This is a genomic window from Candidatus Pelagibacter sp. PS_06 (assembly GCF_059418045.1).
Window position 1 is genome coordinate 616,897 of the sequence record NZ_CM182078.1, and the last position, 19,647, is coordinate 636,543.

The window sequence follows — 19,647 nt, forward strand, 5'->3', positions numbered from 1 at the left end:
TTAATATAAGTCCATAATAAATAGTTTTATATCATGCAATGTTTCAAAAAGGCTAAATAGAATAATTTCTAAACCTGGAAAAACGCTAATTAAAGGTGTTTTAAAAGTATCAACTAAAACAATCAAGGCTATAGAAGATATTATAAATACAACCAAATATGAAAAGAATTTACTACCAGTATTTTTTTCTTTATTTTCAGATATTGACTTTTGTTTTTCTATAAATTTTTTTTTTCTTTTTTCATCTTTTTTTTCAGTTATTTTATTAAATTCATCATCACTTTCTTGTTCAACTTTATTTGATACAATTTTATTATCATAATTATTTTGATTTAGTGTTAAAGGCATTGAGTCCACATCCTTGACTTTATAAAGCCAAACGTGATCACAAGAACCACATTTTAAATCTCTTCCATCTTTAGGTATTAAAGAAGTATCAATCTTAAATTTTTTGTTACAATTAGGACAAGTGATTATCATGCCTCGTTATATATCAGATTTTTATTAAAATTCTTTTAATTTTGACCTCTTTCTACTTTGAAATATTCAATAACTGCTGTATTAGTACTCGGATCGGAGTGTAGCGCAGCCTGGTAGCGCATCTGGTTTGGGACCAGAGGGTCGCAGGTTCGAATCCTGCCACTCCGACCATTATTTATGAGTAAAGCAATTATTTACATTCCGAACAAAAACCCTATGCAGTCTGGAACCGCAAAGAACAATAAGTGGATTTTGGAATTCATTACTAAAGACCCAACTAAAAATCCTTTAATGGGCTGGGAGAGTTCTTCAGATACATTAACTGAATTAAAATTAGAATTCTCATCAAAAGAATTAGCTATCAATTATGCAAAAAAGAAAAAAATAGATTTTGATTTAATAGAACCTAAAAAAAGAAAAACTATCAAAAAATCATACGCTGATAATTTTTTAAAATAATTAATGTTTAGATTTTTTAAATTAAAAAAATGGATAGCGTGGTCTTGGCTAGGATCGTTTATAATTTTAACTTCTTTATGGGTTCAGGTTAAAATTGATGTCAAAATTAATGAATGGTTTGGAGTTTTTTATGACATGATCCAAAAAGCTTTAGCTAAACCAAATGCAATTTCTATTAATGAATACTGGTCTAGTTTAGCATCATTTATTACTTTAGCAGGGATGTATATTGCGCTCTATGTTGCTATCAGTTATTTAACAGCTCACTATCTGTTCAGGTGGAGAACGGCTATGGTTGAATGGTATCATAGCGTTTACGATAAAGCTGGTAAAATAGAAGGAGCGTCACAAAGAGTACAGGAAGATACGATTAAATTTACACGTATTATGGAAAGTTTGGGTACAAGCTTTATTGAGTCTGTAATGGTTTTAATTCAATTTGTTCCAATTTTATTAAGTTTGTCAATTGGTATACCAATTTTCTTTTTTGGAGATTGGCAATATGGATTAATTACTGGAGCTTTACTGTGGACAATTGGTGGAACAATTTTTTTAATTGGATTAGGTTGGTTATTAAGATTGGTTGGTGTGGAATATGATCTTCAAAAAAAAGAAGCGGCATATAGAAAAATATTAGTAATAGCAGAAGATGATAAAAATATACGACCAAAAACAATTAATGAATTATTTAATAATGTTCGTTCAATTCATTTTTTAAGCTACATACGTTATTTATATTTTAATGTTGGTAGAATGGCTTATTTACAAGCAAATGTGTTATCTGCTTATGTTTTTTTAGCTCCAGCAATTGTTGCTGGTGTAGTTACATTGGGAGTTATGCAACAAATTATAAGGGCTTTTGGTAGGGTGGAAGGTTCAATGCAATATCTTTTAAAAGCTTGGCCTACAATCATTGAGCTAGCTAGTGTTTATAAAAGATTAAGAGAATTTGAGTCTCAGATTAATAGCAAAGATATAGTTGTAGAAAAAATTTAATGGCGATTGATAAAAAGTTTATTGACCAATTTATCAATGTTACATCTAGGGCAGCACTTGCGGCTTCATTTTTAGTTGGAAAAAATGACAAGATTGCAGCAGATCAGGCCGCAGTTGATTCAATGAGATCTGAACTAAATAAAATTGATATGAATGGACAAGTTGTGATAGGTGAGGGAACTTTAGATGAGGCTCCTTTACTTTATACTGGTGAATTTTTAGGTACAAAAAATGGTCCAGATTTTGATATTGCTGTGGACCCTGTTGAGGGAACTAATTTCGTAGCCAATAATTTACCTGGTGGAATTGCTGTTTTAGCGATTGGAGAAAAGGGTAATTTATTCAACGCTCCAGAAACATATATGGATAAAATAGCAACTGGAAAAATTGACAAAGGTTTAATTGATTTAGATTACCCTTTAGAAAAAAATATTAAAAACTTATCTGACTTTAAAAATAAAGAAACTTCTTCTTTGACTGTTTGTGTTTTGGATAGGCCTAGACATAAAATGATAATTGATAAACTTAAAGATTTGAATGTAAATATTAAACTTATAACTGATGGAGATGTGCTTGGTACTCTATTCGTTTCAGACCCTAAATATAATGTAGACATGTTTTTAGGTACTGGAGGTGGTCCTGAAGGGGTGATTGCCGCATCCGCTCTTGATGCTTATGATTGTCATTTTCAAGGTAGATTTATTTTTGATAATGACGAAATTATTAAAGAGGCAAAATCAATGGGTATAACAAATTTAAATAAAAAATATGAATTAAAAGAAATTGTTAAAGGAGACTCTATTTTTTGCGCATCTGGAATAACTAGCAGTGAAGTTTTAAATGGTATTGTTATTGAAGGAGAAAAATTTATAAGTCAAACACTAGTAACACACAAAAATAGTAATTATAAAGAAATAGTTAAAAGTGTTAATTTTATAAATGAATGATTTCTGTTTCTGGTAAAACGTGGACACAACAAAAAGTTAATAAAAATTTAGTTGAAAAAGTTAAGCAAGATCATGGTCTTAGTGTTTTTCTATCACAATTAATCGTTTCAAGAAGTTACGATACTTCAGAAATATATGGGATTAGTAATAATCAAAAGCTATCAAATATATTCAAAGATGATAGCGATTATAAAAAAGCATCTTTAATTCTTTTAGATTCCATTAAAAATAATGAAAATATTTGTATTTTAGGTGATTATGATGTTGATGGTGCTTGTGCAACATCGTTATTAGTTAGATACTTTAATCATATTAATCAAAAACATTTTTTTTATATTCCCGATAGAATTAACGATGGTTATGGCGCCAGTAAAAAACTTTTTCAAAAATTGATTTTAAAAAAACCTAAATTGGTAATAATGGTTGATTGTGGCTCAACTTCAACAGAGGCAATAAATTATCTAAACCAAAACAATATTAGATCCATAATAATTGATCATCATGAAATTAATCATCCTTACCCAAGATCAGATGTTATTATTAATCCCAAGAAAGATTTTATTAAAAAAGAAAATTCACTTTTGTGCGCAACAACCTTAACTTATTTTTTTATAGATATTTTAATTAAAAAAACTCAATCAAAATTTAAATTATCGAATTTTCTAATTTATGTTTTGCTTGCAACTACATGTGATGTGATGCCACTAAGAAAAATTAATAAAATTATTGCTCAAAACACCATGGATAGTTTTAATTTGAAAGATAATGCGGCCTTAAGTTATTTATTTGATCAATATAATTATAAAAAAAAAATAACTATTGAAGATTTAGGTTTTTTGATTGGACCAATAATTAATGCCGGAGGAAGACTTAATTTTTCAAAATACGGTGTTGAGTTATTATCTTCAGATAATTATGAAATAATTAAAGATAGAGCTAACAAGTTAATTAATCTCAATAATAAAAGAAAAATAATTGAACAAAATATTTTAGATGAAATAGATTTTGAAAAAATTAATAGTGAAAATAAGAATGTTATAATCTATTATAGAGATGACATAAATGAAGGATTGATTGGTATTATTGCTTCAAGATTAAAGGATTATTTTAACAAACCATCAATTGTAATTACACAATCTAATAATAGTCTCAAAGCTTCAGCTAGATCAACATCATCTTATAATATCGGATATTTAATCAAATCATTAATTGATAATAATATTATTGATCAGGGTGGTGGACACAATATGGCTGCAGGATTTATGATGAAAAAAAATAATCTTAAACTTTTAGAGAATTTTATTCAAAAAGATTATTTAAAAAAAAATTTTAAATTAAAGAGTCTTAATAATTATGATATGGAATTATCTTTATCAGCAATTGAGAAAAATTTTATTAAAGAAATAAATAAGTTAGGACCATTTGGAAATTCCAATTTTTTACCAACTTTCTTAATTAAAGATGTTAAAATTACAAAATTAGAGATTATTAATAATAAGCATATATCAGTCATAATAAAACCTAAAATTGGTCGATTAATCAAGTCAATATGTTTTAATTGTTTAAATACTAAAATAGGAGAATATTTAATATCCTATAAAAAAAACATTAATATTATTGGACAAATATATGAAAATATTTGGAATAACAAAAAAATAATTCAATTAAATATTAAAGATTTAATTCTTTAACTTAATAACTCTTGAATTTTAATAACTTTTAAAATAAAAGACCCATCAATGGTCCCTTCGTCTATCGGTTAGGACAGCTGGTTTTCATCCTGCAAAGGGGGGTTCGATTCCCCCAGGGACCGCCATTTATGTCATTTTTTGTTTATATGATTTTATCGAAGCATAATGATAAGTTCATTAGTTATGTTGGATATACAAACAACATTACAAATAGAATTTCACTGCATAATTCATCCAAAGGAGCAAAATTTACAAAAGGCAAAAAATGGAAGCTAATATATCTTAAAAAATATCAAAATAAAGTAGATGCAATGAAAAATGAATATAAATTAAAAAAAGATTACAAATTAAGATTAAAAATTAAAAAAGAATTTATTAAAAATGAGTAAGAAAATATTTATCATATTACCATTTAAAGAAAGTTTAAAACCAAACTTAGCAGGTGCTGTCTCAATATACGTTCAAGATACAACAAAATATTCAAAATATAAAAGAAATATAAAAATTATTTCCTCTGACAATATTCATAAAAATAAGTTATTTAGAAATAAAAATTATATATTAAATTTTTGTAAAAAATATCAAAAAACAAAAATAGATATTATTGAAATTCATAATAGACCAGAATATTTAATATATATAAAGAAATTTTTTCCTAATTCCAAAATTAAATTATTTTTTCATAATGATCCACTATTTTTAAGGGGATCAGTAAATACTGAAGATCGTGAATTTATTATTAAAAACACAAACAAAATAGTTTTTATTAGTAGATGGATTCAAAAAATGTTTTATTCAAAACTTAAAAATGTTGATATTTCAGAATCAATATTATTGCCTCATGGGATCAATAAAAAAAGAAATATAAATTTAAATAAAAAAGAAAAAAATATTTTATTTGTTGGAAAATTAAATAGATCTAAAGGATACCATATTTTTTGTGAAGCAGCTTATAAATTCAAGAAACTTGATCCTAGTTGGAAATTTTTAGCAATAGGGAATGAAGCTAGAAAAGAGATCTTTCCTATTAAAGATACTGTTAATGAATTAGGATATTTACCAAATAATGATGTATTAAAATATTATGAGAAATCTGAGATAGCTATTGGTAATTCTGTATGGGACGAACCACTTGGTAGAATTGCTATTGAAGCTAGCAGTAGAAAATGTTTACCAGTAATATCTAATAAAGCTGGTCTTTCAGATTCAAAAAAAATTGCTCATGTTTTAAAAGAGAATACTTCAGATGAAATTTTAAAGTATCTAAAGAAAATTACTTCTAACAAAATATATAGACGTAAGAAGCAAAATGAATTTTATAACAATCATAATTTTGATTTGAAGAAAATTTCAAAAGAATTAGATAAAGTCAGAAATGAGTTTCTTGATAATAAGTATGAATTAACAAATTCAAAAAGCAAAAAAATTTTACATATAGCAAATTTCAATGAGAATGCTGACGGAAGGCTATTTTATTCTTTTGCCAATAAAATTAATACTGGTTTCATAAAAAATAATCATGTTGTCGATATAATTAGTGATAGATTTTATCTTAAATCAAATAAAAGTATTATTAATCCATTTAATAATAATCAAAAATTTAATAACAAAATACTAAACACATTAAAAAATTTTTCACCTGATATGCTTTTAATTGGCCATGTCTTTAATATTAATGATAATGTTTTTTCTTATTGTAAGCAAAAAAATATCAAAATTTGCTCATGGTATATAGACTCTATCTCAAAAGAATTTTTTAATTTAGATAAAGAAAAAAAGTTTTTTAATAATTTAAAACATGTGGATAAATGTTTTATAACATCATCTCCAAAATTATTTAAAAAACATAAGCTATATAGTAAATTGAGATTTATTCCTAATCCAGTTGATAGTTCAATTGATAATTATAAAAATTTTGAAAGCAAAAATTTAGAATTTGATATTTTTTCTGCAATTAGCCATGGTCAAAATAGAGGCTTATTAAAAAAAGGTAAATCAGATAGTCGTGAAAAATTAATTAAAAATTTAATTACTAATGCTTCTGAAATAAAGTTTGCATCTTTTGGTTTAGATAAAATTGAACCTGTCTGGGGATCAAATTTTTATTATTACTTATCAAAATCTAAAATGGGTTTAAATATAAGTCGTGGTTTATATCAAAAACTTTATTCTAGTGACAGAATATCATCTTTAATTGGAAATGGTCTATTAGTTATTATAGATAAAAAAACAGAGTTAAATAAGTTATTTAACAATAAAGAAGTTGTATTTTATAATAATGAAAAAGATCTAATTAATAAAATTTTATATTATTCATCAAATGATAAAATTAGAATTAAATTTGCAAAGTCTGCTTATAATAAATATCATAAATTTATGAATAATAAGATAGTGACAAATTATATTTTAAGTTCAGTTGATCTTATAAATAAAAAAAATCCTTTTTGGCACAACATTAAATAAATGTTTTCTATACTAATACCATCTTTCAATAACCTAGAATATTTAAAAACTTGTATTAATAGTTTAAGAAAAAACTCTAAATACAATCATCAAATTATTGTACACATTAATGAAGGTACAGATGGATCGCTCGACTATGTTAAAAAAAATAAATTTGAATATACTTATTCAAAAAATAATATTGGGATGCCTAAAGCTCTTAATAAATCCTCTGAATTAGCAAAATTTGACTACATTTTACTCTCACATGATGATTTCTATTATTGTCCTGGTTGGGATGTTGAACTTGTAAACAACGTTAATTTTATTGGTCATAATAATTTTTATTTATCATCTACTATGGTTGGTGCAGGTCAAGTTTCTTTTGACGCTGGTCAAACAGTTGATACATTTAATGAAAATAAGCTGCTAAATAATTTAGAAATGATTAAGACAATTGATTTTCAAGGCACTACTAAATGTCCAGGTTTAATTCATAAAGAAATTTGGAAAAGAGTAGGCGGTTGGAGTGAGGAATTTTCTCCGACAGGAGGTGATGATACTGATTTTGCTATGAAACTATGGGCAATAGATATTAGGATATTTAAGGGATTGGGTAAATCTCTTGCTTATCACTTTGGATCAATAACTACGAGAAAAAAAGATAAATCATTATTCACCTATCTAGGTAGCAAAGGAAATAAAATCTTTTTAATGAAGTGGGGATGTAGTATTAATTTTTTTGAAAAATTTTACCTAAGATCGGGTCTAGATAAAAATAAAAATTTAATTTTTAATCGTTATGATGGACCTTTAATTGATCCATCTAAAAACTTAACCTTTTACTTTGAGCTAATTAAAGTAAAGTTAAAACTTATCTATCTTAAGATTGTTAATTATAAATAAATATTTACTATGATATATGAATATAAATGAATAAAGTTTTAATAACTGGTATTGCTATCCAGCAAGAAGGTTTTGATTTATCTAATTCGATTCAGGGTGATAATTTTAGAACAAGTTTTTCAACTTCTGATTTTGAAAAATTTTTTTATAAGAGAGATTAAATAAAAAGTAAATTAAAAATTAAATTTTGATCTTACTTAAAGCATTATTTTTAAATAAATTGGCTTCTTTAATGTATCTTCTAACCATTTCAGTAGACTTATGACCCGTCATAGCCATTATACTTCTTTCCTCTGCTCCAGACTCGGCAGCAGATGTTGCAAAACCTGATCTTAAGCTATGTCCAGAGTAATTCTTGCTTTCTAAGCCAGCTAATTTTAGATATTCTTTTATAAGTAAAGCAACTGTTTGGTCGGTTAATCTTTTATTTGATAATTTTGATCCTTTGCTAAACCTTCTAAATAAAGCTCCAGAAGTTATTTTTGATATTTCAATCCATTTTCGGATTGAAACAACTGGACAATATTGTGAATTGTTAAAATAGGGAAGACCTTTTATTAAACCTTCGCCAAATTGGTCTGTTTTAGACCTTCTAAGATTAATTTTAAGTCCCTCTTGTACAAAATCCAGATCTTCATAGTCTAAAGAAACTATCTCATTTCTTCTAAAACCGCCTGAAAAGCCGATTAGAATAATTGACCTGTCTCTAAATTTTTTTATTTCCTCTTTTTTTTGTTGATCAATTACATTAATAACTTGTTTTAAACTACTAATTAATAGTGGTTTTTTGCCTCTTTGAATACTTCCTTTTCTTCTTTTAATCCCCATTATATTTTCAATTATTGATGGGTGTTTTGTATCTAAATAGTGACCTTTAAGCTTATGTATAACTCCTATGGATACTAATCTTCGCTTTAATGTGCTCATTTTTATATCTTTAGTTGATAAATAGGTTAAATATAAAGAAATTATTTTTGGTGTTGATGGAAGAGATTTAAAGCCATTTTGTGCACAGAACAATCCAAAATCAGTAAAATCTGATTTATAAGCTCTTACTGTATTATTTGCTTTTGAATTTTGAAGGTTTAATAAAGTTTCTTCTTGTAATGCTTTTATGTCTGTAATTATTTCTTTCATATATTACTATTGATAACCATTAATTATCGTTAGTAATAATATAATAGATTTATAATGTCAATAAGAATAATTTAAAAATATGATAAAAGATTCTCAAGAAAATCTTAATGAAGTTAATAAAACTTACCACCAACATATGCGAATAGCTTTTAAAATTGGTTTTACGATGCTTGTGACTGAAGTTTTTTGTATTATACATGGGTTAATACCAGGGCTTTTTAAAAAAACTGGTAGCAATTAAATAGCTAAAATGTACGAGTTAGTTTCAAGAAATTAAAATTTTTTAAGATAATAATATCAATAATTTAAGATTAACTATTAAAGTTTATGATTAGGAAATTAGAACAAAAAGATAAGGAAAATTGGACTAAATTATACAATGGTTATGCCAATTTCTACAAAGTTCCAATGAATTTAGGAATTTTAGACACTCTTTGGAGCTGGATTCACGATGAAAGCCATGATGTTAAAGGACTTTGCTTTGAATTAGAGGGTAAAATAGTCGGTATTGCTCATTATAGAACAATGCCAAGACCAATTAAGGGCCAATATATTGGCTTTTTAGATGATTTGTTTGTAGAACCAGAATTTAGAGGTCAACAAATAGCTCAAAATCTTATTAGTCATCTAAAATCCTTATCTAAAGCAAATAATTGGGATGGAATTCGTTGGATCACCCACTCTTCCAATGAAAATGCAATGAAATTATACGATAAAATAGCCAATAACACAGGTTTTGAGCTCTATGAACTTAAACGGGACTAAGTTTCAACTAAAAGTCTGGAATTATTTGAGAAAAATACCAAAAGGTAAAGTTAAAACCTACCTTGAAGTTGCTAAAGCCATTGGAAAACCTAAAGCTTTTAGGGCAGTCGCTAATGCTGTAGGCAAAAACCCCTATCCTCCCAAAATACCTTGTCATAGAGTGATTAGATCTAATGGCAGCCTAGGTGGCTACTCAGGAAAAGGTGGTATTATGCAAAAAAAGCGATTACTGAGGTTGGAAAAGGTCTTAATTAAATAGAGTTTTATATTCATCAAATGCTTAAATTAATCCCTAAAATAAACACTTTTAAGCTTTTTTAATCCTTTTTCTCATAAATGCTATTATGCACCCTTCAGTTGTACCAGATATCTATCTTTGCTTAAAATAAGGTACTCTATGGTCGTTTAAAGGGTATATTCTGATAGTGCAATGCTCTAGTTTTCAATGATACCAATAATTTTTGAAGGATGAAAAAATAGTTTTTTTTTCAGTTATTTTCGCCCCCTTCTGTACTTTAATGTTAATTATTTATATTGGAGTGTTTAAAAGCGTTGATATTAAACAATTTTAATCAATCTCAATAAATTTCATTTATTGATATAGGTTTTTATTAATATGAAGCTGAATATTCGATTAATGTTTATCTTAATCGCTAATTATTGAGGTTAACCAAATATATAGAAATGTTTTATTATGTATTATAATATTATATGTAATTTTTACAAAATAAATTAATCAATAATTGCAATAATTTAGTTAATAAAACTAATCTAATACATTATTAAATAGTAAATAATTTATTACTATTAATTTAACTTACTTAGATAGTATTCTCTCCTAGAAATGTATAAACCGCTTAATACTATAATGAAAAGTCCGAGATAAGTCCAATTATCAGGAAGCTCATGGAAGAAATAATAACTAATAATGATATTGGTGATAATCTCTGTATAGCCTAAAGGAGCTAATTTAGAAGCATCAGCATATTTGAGAGATAAAATGATAAAAAGATGCGCTACAGAGGCTATAAGGCCGATTATAGCCATCATAATCCACTCATTTGGGGTTGGATTAACCCAAACTGATGGCATAAATAAACTAATTATTGCTAACCCTACTACACCAGTAAATAAAAGTGTTAAAAGTGAATTATCCGAAGTACTTAATTTTCTAGTTATTACTAAATAGAAACCATAACAAACACCACAAGCTAGAGCTGCTAAAGTGGCTAAATTAACATCTATAAATCCTGGTCTGATAACAATTAAAGTCCCTAAAAAACCTACAAGTACAGCTGACCACCTTCTAATACCAACTTTTTCACCTAGAAAAAATGGAGATAAAGCTGTGCAGGTTATTGGGGCAACAAATGCAAGTGTTAATGCTTTAGGTAACGAAATAACTGATATTGAATAAAAAAAGCATAAAGTTGAAAAAGCAAGGATTATTCCCCTAATAAGCTGAAGCTTTGGCCTTTTACTCCAAACAAGAGTTTCTCTATAAAATATTACCATTAAAGAAAGTGTAAAAATAACAGTGAAAAAATACCTAGCCCAAGTGATCTGAAAAACATCCATTGAAAGACTTAAATGTTTAGCAAGAGCGTCCATAACTGGAACAATCATCCAAGCAGTAGCATTTAATATTATTGCCTTCATTTAAGAAGGATACTGCTTAATAGAAGTATTTTAAAGCAAAGAATAAGGTAATTGGTATCGTAATAAAGGACATTACAGTTGAAACAACAATCATGCTTGCAACACTATCAACTATTTTTTTAGGTGAGTACATTGATCCAACTAAATATGTCAATACAGCACTTGGCATTGAACATTGAATTAATAACACTCCTGCAGCAAATCCAGATAAATTAAAAAGTTTAATTATAAAAAAACCAATTACTGGTCCAATAATCACTCTTCCAATTGAAGATATTAATGCAGATTGAAATGAAAAAACTTTAAACCTTGTTAAAGCAATTCCAAGCGACATGAGGATTAAAAAAATAGCTGTATAGGTAAGCATCATTGTAAGATTAATTATATAAACTGGTGACTCTATTTCGAAATAAAGGAAAAATACTGAAATTACTATTGCATAAAAAGGAGGACTTTTAATAATTAGATTTAGATCAAATTTTCTGCTTGCTAAAAAAACACCTAAAGTAAAGTGGAACAATATAACTAGTGAAGATATTGCTGCAGCTACACCTAAACCCTGACTGCCGTATGCAAATAAACAAATTGGTAAGCCCATATTTCCAGTATTAGGCAGTATAAAAGGTGGCAATTCTCTAATAATTTCTTTTTTTAAAACAAATAAAAAAACAATTCCTGTTAAAGCAAAACCACTGATAGCTAGCAAAGCATACCAAAAATAGTGAGTAAATATTTCAAAAGTAATTCCAGTTGTAGTTATGGAGTAGAAAACCATTGCTGGAGTACCGATATTTGCTGCGAAATTAGTAATGAAAGAAGTATCTAATTTTGGATTTTTCTTACCTAAAAAATAACCAACACCAACAATAAAAAAAACTGGAAATAAAACTTCAAAAAGTTTTAAGTAAATATCCATTAATTATATAATCTTATTAATACAGGGCTTTTAAGAATATTTTTATTATTCTTAAATATGGATAAACAATTATTACAATTAAGTTCAGATGTTTTGTGTGTGATTATAACAATAGTTGCTTTGTTATCTTTTTTATTTGGAGTTTGAATAATTCTTTTTACAGATATTTTGTATTTAGCTAATCGATTAGTAATTTGAGATAAAACGCCTGGTTTATCTTTAACTTCAAATCTTAAATATAAAGAATTTACATAATTGTTTACATTATAAGGTTTTAAAGATTTAAGCTTGTTAACAGATACCCCTAGAGGTTTTTTAATATTTCCTCTTAAAATTGATAATAAATCAGAAAGTAATGCAGAAGATGTAGGACCTGGGCCAGCTCCCTCTCCTTGTAAAATACTTTCGCCAACAGGTTTTCCTTCAAGAATAACTGCATTCATTACACCAGAAACATTTCCAATATAAGAATTTTTACTAACAAGGCATGGATGTACCGTTTCAAATAAATGACCATTTTTTAATTCAGATATTCCAAGAAGTTTAATTCTTAAATCTAATTGGTTTGCAATTTTAATGTCCTTAAGATCAATCTTCTCAATTCCTTCCATTAAACACTTATCTTTAGAAATTTTACTATTAAATGCTAATGAAGATAAGATTCTAACTTTTGCAAATGCATCAAAACCATTTAAATCTAGTTTTGGATTTCCAGGTTCAGCATAACCAAGTTTTTGAGCTTTTTTTAAAACATCATAAAAACCTTGGTTTACATTTTCCATTTCTGAAAGAATATAGTTAGATGTACCGTTTAAAATTCCATATACTTTTGAAATTTTGTTAGTAGCCAAACCTTCTTTGATAGATCTTAATATTGGAATTCCACCTGCAACTGAAGCTTCAAATTCAAGATTAACATTATTGAGTTCAGCAATTTTAGCTAGCTCATTACCATGTTTAGAGATAAGTGCTTTATTTGGAGTTATTACATGAATTTTCTTTTTTAAAGCAGTTTCAACCACTTTTTTTGAAATACCATCTGATAAACCTATAGCTTCAAATAAAATATCAACATTTGTTTTGCTGAAAATATCTAAAGGGTTTTTAAAAAATATTTTTTTATTAATATTAAATTGTCTTTTTTTATTTATATTTCTAGCTGATATGGCTACAACATTAATTTTCTTGCCTGTTTTAAGCTCAATATTATTTTTTTTAGTATTCAATTCATTAAGCAAATAAGAGCCTATTTGTCCAAGACCTACTACAGCAATATTTATTGATTTTTTCATTGGTTTATATCCGGATATTTACTTTTTTTAGTATAGTCATCTATATAAATCTTATATTCGTCATAACTCATATTTGTTATGTCTTCTGACTTTTTTATTACTTCAGATAGTTTTTTATGATCTTCGCTTTTTTTAACCAAATTTACAGTCCAATTTTTAGAATCTTTCTTTAATGAACAATTATTTAAAAGAAAAAAAATAAAAATAATAAAAATTAATTTCATTATAAAGCTGTTTTAATTGGAAAATTAAATTTCATATTTAGATTTTGTACTGCTTGACCTGCTCCACCCTTAATCAAATTGTCTATAGCTGAAATTATTACAATCTTATCATTGTATTTAGATTTACAAACAGAAATGAAACAATTGTTTGAGTTAATTACATCATTTGTACTTAACAGACTATTTGCTTCTAAAATTTTTACAAAGTCATCATTCTTATAAAAATCTGTTAGTGTCTTAATTATTTTTGACTGATTAACACCTTTTTCTAGATCAATATAAATAGTACTTAAAATACCTCTAAACATAGGAGTTAGATGAGGTGTAAAATGAAAACTTAATTTCTTCTTAGTGAATTTTTTTAACATTTGATCAATTTCGGAATTATGTCGATGAAAGCCAACACCATAAGCACTCAAAGATTCATATAGGTTTTTATCTTTATATTTTTTATGGACACCTCTACCGGCTCCTGAATAGCCAGATTTAGAATCCATTACTATATTATTAACTTTAACTAGGTTTCTTTTAAAAAGAGGAATTAATGGTAAAAGTATTGAAGTTGGATAACAACCAGGACAAGATACGATCTGGTATTTACCTATATCTTTTCCATTAACTTCTGGAAGACAGTATATTCTTTTCTTAATTAAATTTACTGCTCTATGTTTTTGTTTATACCATTTTAAATATTCTGATCCTTTTTCCAATCTGAAATCAGCAGCTAAATCAATTAAAGTGACATTTTTTGTTAAATGTTTTGAAATATCTTGTGCTTCTCCATTTGGTAATGCTGTAAAAACCACATCAACATCTTTTAAAAGTTTTTTATTAAATTTAATAATTTTTGGTAATTTTTTTCCTGAAAAATATTTTTCAAAACTAGAAATATTTTTTCCTACAGAACTGTTTCCACATAAATATCTTATGTTTATAAATTTGTGTTTAATTAATAATTTAATTAATTGAACTCCAATATATCCAGTTGAACCAGCAACCAATGCATTAAGCTTAGGCATGATTTATTATAACAGTTTAAAATTAAAAAAGAATTATCTTTTAGAGAATTGGAAGCTTCTTCTAGCTTTTCTTCTACCAGGTTTTTTTCTCTCAACTGCTCTAGAGTCTCTGGTTGTAAGTTTTTCAGTTTTTAATGTAGATTTTAAATTTTCATCAAACATAACTAAAGCTTTAGAAATACCATGAACTAATGCACCTGCTTGACCAGTAGGTCCTCCCCCGCTTACACTGCATCTAACATCGTAATCTGTAGACTGATTGATTATATCAAATGGTCTTGTAATTTGAAGATGATGAAATTCACTTGAAAAATATTCATTAAATAATTTTCCATTAACGTAAATTTTACCAGATCCTTTTTTTAACCAAACTTTTGCAATTGAAGTTTTTCTTCTACCTGTAGCATATTTACTATCTTTAAAGTCTAATTTTAGTTTTGGTGTTTTTGCAATTGTTTGAGTATTTTCCATATTAATTTCTAGCTAAGTTTTTACTGTTTAATTTCCCCAACTCAATAACTTGAGGATTTTGTGCTGAATGAGGGTGATCACTTCCTGAGTAAATTTTTAATTTAGTTAATTGTTTTCTACCTAATACTCCACCAGGAAGCATTCTTTTTACAGCAAGCTTTAAAGTTTCACCTGGTTTTTTTTCATGCAATTTTTCTGGTGTTGTTTCTTTTATTCCACCCGGATGCCCAGTATGTCTATAATAAATCTTATCTTGAAATTTTTTTCCAGTAAATTTTGCTTGTTCAATATTTTTAACTACAACAAAATCACCGTGATCCATATGGGGTGTATAAGTAGTTTTGTTTTTACCTCTAATAATTTTAGAAATCACAGTTGCTAATCTTCCAACAACAGCATTAGTAGCATCTATTTCATACCATGATGATGTTACTTCGTCTTTTTTTACAAATTTTGTCATTGTGCCAGGATTAATACTATTATTAATTGCAAAGTCAATTTGATATTTGGCTTGCATTACAATGCTTATCTGCTAAAAATATTAAGCCGATTTGATCCTATTGCGGGCATAAAACTGCTAAACAGGAATTTATACATCATTATCGGTAGGCATTTGAACTGTATTGTGCGCCTTACTTAAGTTAAAGCACTAAAAAAGGAGTAGAAATGAGTACAAAAAGAAATAATCCAGAAACTATAGCAATTCATGGTGGTGACTATAGAAGTGACCCTTCAACAAATGCTGTAGCAGTGCCTATCTATAGAACTACATCATATCAATTCGATAGTACAGAGCATGCAGCCAACCTGTTTGCATTAAAAGAGTTTGGTAATATTTACACAAGAATCATGAACCCAACCAATGATGTGTTGGAAAAAAGACTGGCGGCTCTTGATGGTGGTTTGGCGAGTTTAACCGTTTCATCTGGACAAACAGCTTCGACCTTTGCAATATTAAATGTTGCTCAAGCTGGAGATAACATTGTTAGTTCAACAGATCTTTATGGTGGAACTGTATCATTGTTTACACATACATTAAGTAAACTTGGTATTGAAGTAAGATATGCTGACCCTTCTGATCCAAAGAACTTTGAAAAAGCTATAGATGATAAAACAAGAGCTTTTTATGGAGAAACTTTACCAAATCCATATTTAAGAGCTTTTCCTATCAAAGAAGTTTCGGATATTGGAAGAAAATACAATATACCACTTATTGTTGATAATACGGCTGCACCAGTAATTTGTAAGCCATTAGAACATGGAGCTGCTGTTGTGGTTTATTCGCTAACAAAATATATAGCAGGTCACGGTACCGTTGTAGGTGGAGCATTGGTTGATGGTGGTAATTTTGATTGGACAGCAGATCCAAAAAGGCAACCTCTTTTCAACGAACCTGATGCTAGTTATGGGGGTGTAGTTTGGGGCAAAGCTGTTCCGGAACTTACAGGTGCCAATGTTTCTTTTGCAGTAAGAGCAAGAGTAACAATTTTAAGAGATCTTGGCTCAGCACTATCACCTGATAATGCATTTGGTGTAATTCAAGGCTTAGAAACTGTGGCTTTAAGAATGAAACAACATTGTGAAAATGCTTCTAAAGTTGTTGATTATTTAAAGAAACATAAAGCAGTAGATAAAGTGATTTATGCTACTGAACATAATGATGAAATAAATAATCGAGCTAAAAAATATCTCAAAGGTGGTTATGGTGCGCTAATTGGCATTGAACTGGCTGGAGGTATTGAAGCAGGAAAAAGATTTATTGAGTCTTTAAAAATGTTCTACCATGTTGCAAACATTGGTGATGCTAGAAGCTTAGCAATTCATCCAGCAACAACTACACATAGTCAACTTACTGAAAATGAGTTAGCTGCAGCCGGAGTAACACCTGGCTATGTAAGATTGAGTATTGGTTTGGAACATATAGACGACATTATTGATGATTTAGATCAAGCTTTAGAGAATTCTTCTAAAGGTAAATTAAAAGCTGTTAGTTAATTTGAGTTTTATATGTCTACAAATAGAAACTAATTAGTTTTTTCCTCATACTTAGTTATGTAGAGGAAATATAAAGTTGATAATATTATCAAAATAGAATTTATCTGGTGTAAAGATGCATAAAAGATTTTTACTCCAGATAAAATAGTAAATATCCCTAAAATAATTTGTAAAAATAAACTAGCTCCCATGAAAACCACAGGGATTCTAAAAATTTTATTCTGATCTTTAATAATAAAAAAAAGAATATAGATATAAATACCAACAATTAAATAAGCCAAATTTCGATGAATGAACTGAACTATAGAGGGATTATCAAAAACACTTATGTTTAAAAAATCAATAAACTGACTATCATCAGGAAAATAAGATAAACCCATCAATGGCCATGTATTATAAATTTTTCCAGCATCCATTCCGGATACAAAAGCACCTATTATTAATTGTAAAAATAATAAAAAAAGAAAAAACTTTACTAAATTGATATTTATTGAAGCATAATGAGTTTGAATTTTAGTCAATTTAAGAAAGTTCCAAAATACAACCGATAAAATTATAAAAGCTGTTACTAAATGTAATGAAAGTCTATAATGACTAACGTCCACTCTATCTATTAATCCACTTGATACCATATACCACCCCATAAATCCTTGAAAACAAACTAACAAAAAAATTAATCCATATTTTTTAAAAATCCATAAACCATTTTTAATGTAAAAAAACATAAGCGGTATTAACACTGTTAATCCAATTAATCTGCCTAATTGACGATGCCCCCACTCCCACCAAAAAATTACCTTAAATTCATGGAGTGTCATATTGTAGTTTTGTTCTCTAAATTCTGGGATAGTTTTATAAAGTTCAAAATAATCTAGCCATTTATCGTTTGTGAATGGTGGAAGAAATCCCACAAACAATTCCCAAGTTGTTATTGATAATCCTGAGTCAGTTAGTCTTGTTAAACCACCAACTAAAATTATAAGAATTATAAGTCCAATTAATGTAAGCAACCAGATTCTTAACTGTAAATTTAAGTGATTATTCTGACTGTACATATATAAATAAATATAATAATTATTAATAAATCCAATAAATTAAATGTCGCCAAAAAATAAAAAAAAATTAGAGAGTATTCGTATAAAACTAGATAATTTAGATAATAAACTTCTAGCTTTAATCAAATATCGAACTTCTCTTGTTAAAGAAGTTCTTAAGTTAAAAGAGTTTAAAAAAGAAATAGTAGATCAAAAAAGAATTAATTTTATTTTAAATAAAATTAAAGGGAAATCTAAAAAATTTAAAATTGACCCAAAAATTACTAATCGTATATGGAAGAATATGATTTGGTCCTACATTGACTACGAGAGACGAAATTTCAAAAAGAAGTGATTACTTACTGTGAGGTGGAAGCTTTTTTTCCACAAATGTTTCGTGTTTTCTTGTAGCCGGATTGTATTTTTTAGCTGAAAGTTTTACTTTTGCTTTCTCTCCGCCAGCAGGTTTTTTTACATAGTAAAAGAAAGGACTATCTGGTTTTGACTCGGGAACTAATCTAACTTTTACGTGTGTTTTTTTTGCCATTTTATTTTAAACTTTTTAAATTTTTAACTATTTTAGAAATTTTAACTAATTTATTTCTTAAATTATCAGCTTTTATAGAATTATTTGCCATTTCGTCAAGTTCTAAAGAATGCTCTCCATTAAGTAACTTTTTAACACCATTTATAGTCATGCCTTGTTCTTTAAGAAGAAATTTAACTTTTTTGAGAAGATTAATGCAATTTTCATCATAATACCTTCTATTCGAATTTAAGATTTTTGGTTTGATTTGCTTAAATTGTGTTTCCCAAAACCTAATAATATGAGTTGGAAGTTCCCCCTTTTTATTAGATTTTAAATTTAATATTTTAGCAACCTCGCCTATTGTTTTATAGGCACTATCAGATTTATCCATTATCTTTTAAATTTACAAATTCTTTAAATTCTTTTGAGGGTTTAAATAATACAACATCTCTACTTGAAATAATTTTAGTTTCTTTGGTTTTTGGATTTCTTCCTATTCTTGATTTCTTTTCTCGTATGGAAAAAGTACCAAATTTAGATAGTTTTAATTTCTTTTCTTTTTTAATATTTGAAACAATTGATGATAAAAAATCTTCAATAAGGTTTTCTGAAATTTGTTTTGAAAAACCTAGTTGCATATAAACTAAATTAACTAAGTCTTTTTTAGTTAAGTTTATTCTCATTA

At 27.4% G+C, this 19,647-nt stretch carries 26 protein-coding genes, 2 tRNA genes and 1 riboswitch; of the genes, 15 read left to right on the top strand and 13 right to left on the bottom strand.

The genetic code is table 11. The annotated features are described in order from the left end of the window. Positions 1–480, bottom strand: a complete 480-nt coding sequence (locus tag AC5SLZ_RS02975) for a zinc-ribbon domain-containing protein (protein ID WP_494616129.1) — start codon at positions 478–480, stop codon at positions 1–3. Between the two features lie 94 nt (positions 481–574). Here AC5SLZ_RS02975 and AC5SLZ_RS02980 point away from each other — a divergent pair. From AC5SLZ_RS02980 to AC5SLZ_RS03025, 10 genes are all read left to right on the top strand, one after another. Continuing rightward, positions 575–651: transfer RNA gene (locus AC5SLZ_RS02980), tRNA-Pro, on the top strand. 6 nt (positions 652–657) lie between these two features. Next, positions 658–939, top strand: coding sequence for an ETC complex I subunit (locus AC5SLZ_RS02985; RefSeq protein WP_028036983.1), 282 nt, complete (start codon positions 658–660; stop codon positions 937–939). A 3-nt stretch (positions 940–942) separates the two neighbouring features. Then, entirely contained in the window at positions 943–1,935 is a 993-nt protein-coding gene (locus AC5SLZ_RS02990; protein ID WP_494616130.1) for a putative transporter, read from the top strand. After that, positions 1,935–2,882: a class II fructose-bisphosphatase gene (gene glpX / locus AC5SLZ_RS02995; RefSeq protein WP_494616131.1), complete on the top strand. Its 948-nt coding sequence runs from the start codon at positions 1,935–1,937 to the stop codon at positions 2,880–2,882. Before AC5SLZ_RS02990 ends, glpX begins: the two co-directional genes overlap by 1 nt. After that, entirely contained in the window at positions 2,879–4,573 is a 1,695-nt protein-coding gene (gene recJ / locus AC5SLZ_RS03000; protein ID WP_494616133.1) for a single-stranded-DNA-specific exonuclease RecJ, read from the top strand. Before glpX ends, recJ begins: the two co-directional genes overlap by 4 nt. A 50-nt stretch (positions 4,574–4,623) precedes the next feature. Continuing rightward, positions 4,624–4,698: transfer RNA gene (locus AC5SLZ_RS03005), tRNA-Glu, on the top strand. 3 nt (positions 4,699–4,701) lie between these two features. Then, a complete protein-coding gene (locus AC5SLZ_RS03010; protein ID WP_494616134.1) occupies positions 4,702–4,962 on the top strand; it encodes a GIY-YIG nuclease family protein in 261 nt (86 codons plus the stop codon). After that, complete coding sequence (locus AC5SLZ_RS03015) at positions 4,955–7,036, top strand: glycosyltransferase (protein ID WP_494616136.1); 2,082 nt, start codon at positions 4,955–4,957, stop codon at positions 7,034–7,036. The genes AC5SLZ_RS03010 and AC5SLZ_RS03015 overlap by 8 nt, the downstream gene beginning before the upstream one ends. Further along, positions 7,037–7,921: a glycosyltransferase family 2 protein gene (locus tag AC5SLZ_RS03020; RefSeq protein ID WP_494616137.1), complete on the top strand. Its 885-nt coding sequence runs from the start codon at positions 7,037–7,039 to the stop codon at positions 7,919–7,921. A 26-nt stretch (positions 7,922–7,947) separates the two neighbouring features. Next, positions 7,948–8,082, top strand: coding sequence for a hypothetical protein (locus AC5SLZ_RS03025; protein ID WP_494616138.1), 135 nt, complete (start codon positions 7,948–7,950; stop codon positions 8,080–8,082). Between the two features lie 19 nt (positions 8,083–8,101). Here AC5SLZ_RS03025 and AC5SLZ_RS03030 read toward each other — a convergent pair whose 3' ends face one another. Next, positions 8,102–9,058: a site-specific integrase gene (locus AC5SLZ_RS03030; RefSeq protein ID WP_494616139.1), complete on the bottom strand. Its 957-nt coding sequence runs from the start codon at positions 9,056–9,058 to the stop codon at positions 8,102–8,104. 79 nt (positions 9,059–9,137) lie between these two features. Between AC5SLZ_RS03030 and AC5SLZ_RS03035 the strand changes: the two genes are divergently transcribed. The 3 genes from AC5SLZ_RS03035 (at position 9,138) to AC5SLZ_RS03045 (ending at position 10,082) form a co-directional block, all read left to right on the top strand. Beyond that, entirely contained in the window at positions 9,138–9,299 is a 162-nt protein-coding gene (locus AC5SLZ_RS03035; RefSeq protein WP_494616141.1) for a DUF6356 family protein, read from the top strand. Between the two features lie 86 nt (positions 9,300–9,385). Continuing rightward, positions 9,386–9,823 (top strand): GNAT family N-acetyltransferase, encoded by a 438-nt coding sequence (locus AC5SLZ_RS03040; RefSeq protein ID WP_494616142.1) that lies wholly within the window; start codon positions 9,386–9,388, stop codon positions 9,821–9,823. Continuing rightward, positions 9,804–10,082 carry a methylated-DNA--[protein]-cysteine S-methyltransferase gene (locus AC5SLZ_RS03045; protein ID WP_494616143.1) on the top strand — a complete coding sequence of 93 codons (279 nt, stop codon included), beginning with the start codon at positions 9,804–9,806 and terminating at the stop codon, positions 10,080–10,082. The genes AC5SLZ_RS03040 and AC5SLZ_RS03045 overlap by 20 nt, the downstream gene beginning before the upstream one ends. 548 nt (positions 10,083–10,630) lie before the next feature. Here the strand turns inward: AC5SLZ_RS03045 and AC5SLZ_RS03050 are convergent. The 7 genes from AC5SLZ_RS03050 to rplM are packed head-to-tail and all read right to left on the bottom strand — an operon-like array spanning position 10,631 to position 15,864. Then, the gene (locus AC5SLZ_RS03050) at positions 10,631–11,482 is read right to left on the bottom strand and encodes a DMT family transporter (protein WP_494616145.1); all 852 of its coding nucleotides are present in this window, start codon (positions 11,480–11,482) and stop codon (positions 10,631–10,633) included. A 16-nt stretch (positions 11,483–11,498) separates the two neighbouring features. Continuing rightward, a complete protein-coding gene (locus AC5SLZ_RS03055) occupies positions 11,499–12,398 on the bottom strand; it encodes an AEC family transporter (RefSeq protein WP_494616146.1) in 900 nt (299 codons plus the stop codon). Continuing rightward, positions 12,398–13,690, bottom strand: a complete 1,293-nt coding sequence (locus tag AC5SLZ_RS03060) for a homoserine dehydrogenase (RefSeq protein ID WP_494616147.1) — start codon at positions 13,688–13,690, stop codon at positions 12,398–12,400. Before AC5SLZ_RS03060 ends, AC5SLZ_RS03055 begins: the two co-directional genes overlap by 1 nt. Beyond that, entirely contained in the window at positions 13,687–13,914 is a 228-nt protein-coding gene (locus tag AC5SLZ_RS03065; RefSeq protein ID WP_494616148.1) for a hypothetical protein, read from the bottom strand. Before AC5SLZ_RS03065 ends, AC5SLZ_RS03060 begins: the two co-directional genes overlap by 4 nt. Further along, on the bottom strand, positions 13,914–14,933 hold the full coding sequence (gene argC / locus AC5SLZ_RS03070; RefSeq protein ID WP_494616149.1) for an N-acetyl-gamma-glutamyl-phosphate reductase: 1,020 nt from the start codon (positions 14,931–14,933) through the stop codon (positions 13,914–13,916). The genes AC5SLZ_RS03065 and argC overlap by 1 nt, the downstream gene beginning before the upstream one ends. A 33-nt stretch (positions 14,934–14,966) precedes the next feature. Further along, positions 14,967–15,404, bottom strand: coding sequence for a 30S ribosomal protein S9 (rpsI, locus tag AC5SLZ_RS03075; protein ID WP_028036968.1), 438 nt, complete (start codon positions 15,402–15,404; stop codon positions 14,967–14,969). Position 15,405: 1 nt separating this feature from the next. Next, complete coding sequence (rplM, locus tag AC5SLZ_RS03080) at positions 15,406–15,864, bottom strand: 50S ribosomal protein L13 (protein WP_494616225.1); 459 nt, start codon at positions 15,862–15,864, stop codon at positions 15,406–15,408. Between the two features lie 138 nt (positions 15,865–16,002). Further along, positions 16,003–16,068: riboswitch (SAM riboswitch) on the top strand. Positions 16,069–16,070: 2 nt separating this feature from the next. On the opposite strand from rplM, the gene AC5SLZ_RS03085 reads away from it, so the two are divergent. Next, positions 16,071–17,399, top strand: coding sequence for an O-acetylhomoserine aminocarboxypropyltransferase/cysteine synthase family protein (locus AC5SLZ_RS03085; RefSeq protein ID WP_494616151.1), 1,329 nt, complete (start codon positions 16,071–16,073; stop codon positions 17,397–17,399). A gap of 29 nt (positions 17,400–17,428) precedes the next feature. Here AC5SLZ_RS03085 and AC5SLZ_RS03090 read toward each other — a convergent pair whose 3' ends face one another. Next, complete coding sequence (locus AC5SLZ_RS03090; protein ID WP_494616153.1) at positions 17,429–18,409, bottom strand: COX15/CtaA family protein; 981 nt, start codon at positions 18,407–18,409, stop codon at positions 17,429–17,431. 88 nt (positions 18,410–18,497) lie between these two features. Between AC5SLZ_RS03090 and AC5SLZ_RS03095 the strand changes: the two genes are divergently transcribed. Further along, positions 18,498–18,788 (top strand): chorismate mutase, encoded by a 291-nt coding sequence (locus AC5SLZ_RS03095; protein WP_494616154.1) that lies wholly within the window; start codon positions 18,498–18,500, stop codon positions 18,786–18,788. On the opposite strand, the gene AC5SLZ_RS03100 is transcribed toward AC5SLZ_RS03095, so the two are convergent. The 3 genes from AC5SLZ_RS03100 to AC5SLZ_RS03110 are packed head-to-tail and all read right to left on the bottom strand — an operon-like array spanning position 18,789 to position 19,645. Then, complete coding sequence (locus AC5SLZ_RS03100; protein ID WP_028036963.1) at positions 18,789–18,980, bottom strand: 50S ribosomal protein L33; 192 nt, start codon at positions 18,978–18,980, stop codon at positions 18,789–18,791. Position 18,981: 1 nt separating this feature from the next. After that, a complete protein-coding gene (locus AC5SLZ_RS03105; RefSeq protein WP_494616155.1) occupies positions 18,982–19,353 on the bottom strand; it encodes a MerR family transcriptional regulator in 372 nt (123 codons plus the stop codon). Continuing rightward, a complete protein-coding gene (locus tag AC5SLZ_RS03110; RefSeq protein WP_494616157.1) occupies positions 19,346–19,645 on the bottom strand; it encodes an HU family DNA-binding protein in 300 nt (99 codons plus the stop codon). Before AC5SLZ_RS03110 ends, AC5SLZ_RS03105 begins: the two co-directional genes overlap by 8 nt. Positions 19,646–19,647: the final 2 nt, after the last annotated feature.

Coding starts and splice junctions, on each gene's coding strand:
- AC5SLZ_RS03040 (WP_494616142.1), top strand. CDS start 9,386: ATGATTAGGAAATTAGAACAAAAAGATAAGGAAAATTGGACTAAATTA.
- AC5SLZ_RS03010 (WP_494616134.1), top strand. CDS start 4,702: ATGTCATTTTTTGTTTATATGATTTTATCGAAGCATAATGATAAGTTC.
- AC5SLZ_RS03050 (WP_494616145.1), bottom strand. CDS start 11,482: ATGAAGGCAATAATATTAAATGCTACTGCTTGGATGATTGTTCCAGTT.
- AC5SLZ_RS03015 (WP_494616136.1), top strand. CDS start 4,955: ATGAGTAAGAAAATATTTATCATATTACCATTTAAAGAAAGTTTAAAA.
- recJ (WP_494616133.1), top strand. CDS start 2,879: ATGATTTCTGTTTCTGGTAAAACGTGGACACAACAAAAAGTTAATAAA.
- AC5SLZ_RS03100 (WP_028036963.1), bottom strand. CDS start 18,980: ATGGCAAAAAAAACACACGTAAAAGTTAGATTAGTTCCCGAGTCAAAA.
- AC5SLZ_RS03060 (WP_494616147.1), bottom strand. CDS start 13,690: ATGAAAAAATCAATAAATATTGCTGTAGTAGGTCTTGGACAAATAGGC.
- AC5SLZ_RS03110 (WP_494616157.1), bottom strand. CDS start 19,645: ATGAGAATAAACTTAACTAAAAAAGACTTAGTTAATTTAGTTTATATG.
- AC5SLZ_RS02985 (WP_028036983.1), top strand. CDS start 658: ATGAGTAAAGCAATTATTTACATTCCGAACAAAAACCCTATGCAGTCT.
- AC5SLZ_RS03045 (WP_494616143.1), top strand. CDS start 9,804: ATGAACTTAAACGGGACTAAGTTTCAACTAAAAGTCTGGAATTATTTG.
- AC5SLZ_RS03035 (WP_494616141.1), top strand. CDS start 9,138: ATGATAAAAGATTCTCAAGAAAATCTTAATGAAGTTAATAAAACTTAC.
- AC5SLZ_RS02990 (WP_494616130.1), top strand. CDS start 943: ATGTTTAGATTTTTTAAATTAAAAAAATGGATAGCGTGGTCTTGGCTA.
- AC5SLZ_RS02975 (WP_494616129.1), bottom strand. CDS start 480: ATGATAATCACTTGTCCTAATTGTAACAAAAAATTTAAGATTGATACT.
- AC5SLZ_RS03030 (WP_494616139.1), bottom strand. CDS start 9,058: ATGAAAGAAATAATTACAGACATAAAAGCATTACAAGAAGAAACTTTA.
- AC5SLZ_RS03085 (WP_494616151.1), top strand. CDS start 16,071: ATGAGTACAAAAAGAAATAATCCAGAAACTATAGCAATTCATGGTGGT.
- AC5SLZ_RS03065 (WP_494616148.1), bottom strand. CDS start 13,914: ATGAAATTAATTTTTATTATTTTTATTTTTTTTCTTTTAAATAATTGT.
- AC5SLZ_RS03025 (WP_494616138.1), top strand. CDS start 7,948: ATGAATAAAGTTTTAATAACTGGTATTGCTATCCAGCAAGAAGGTTTT.
- rpsI (WP_028036968.1), bottom strand. CDS start 15,404: ATGGAAAATACTCAAACAATTGCAAAAACACCAAAACTAAAATTAGAC.
- rplM (WP_494616225.1), bottom strand. CDS start 15,864: ATGACAAAATTTGTAAAAAAAGACGAAGTAACATCATCATGGTATGAA.
- glpX (WP_494616131.1), top strand. CDS start 1,935: ATGGCGATTGATAAAAAGTTTATTGACCAATTTATCAATGTTACATCT.
- AC5SLZ_RS03055 (WP_494616146.1), bottom strand. CDS start 12,398: ATGGATATTTACTTAAAACTTTTTGAAGTTTTATTTCCAGTTTTTTTT.
- AC5SLZ_RS03105 (WP_494616155.1), bottom strand. CDS start 19,353: ATGGATAAATCTGATAGTGCCTATAAAACAATAGGCGAGGTTGCTAAA.
- argC (WP_494616149.1), bottom strand. CDS start 14,933: ATGCCTAAGCTTAATGCATTGGTTGCTGGTTCAACTGGATATATTGGA.
- AC5SLZ_RS03020 (WP_494616137.1), top strand. CDS start 7,037: ATGTTTTCTATACTAATACCATCTTTCAATAACCTAGAATATTTAAAA.
- AC5SLZ_RS03095 (WP_494616154.1), top strand. CDS start 18,498: ATGTCGCCAAAAAATAAAAAAAAATTAGAGAGTATTCGTATAAAACTA.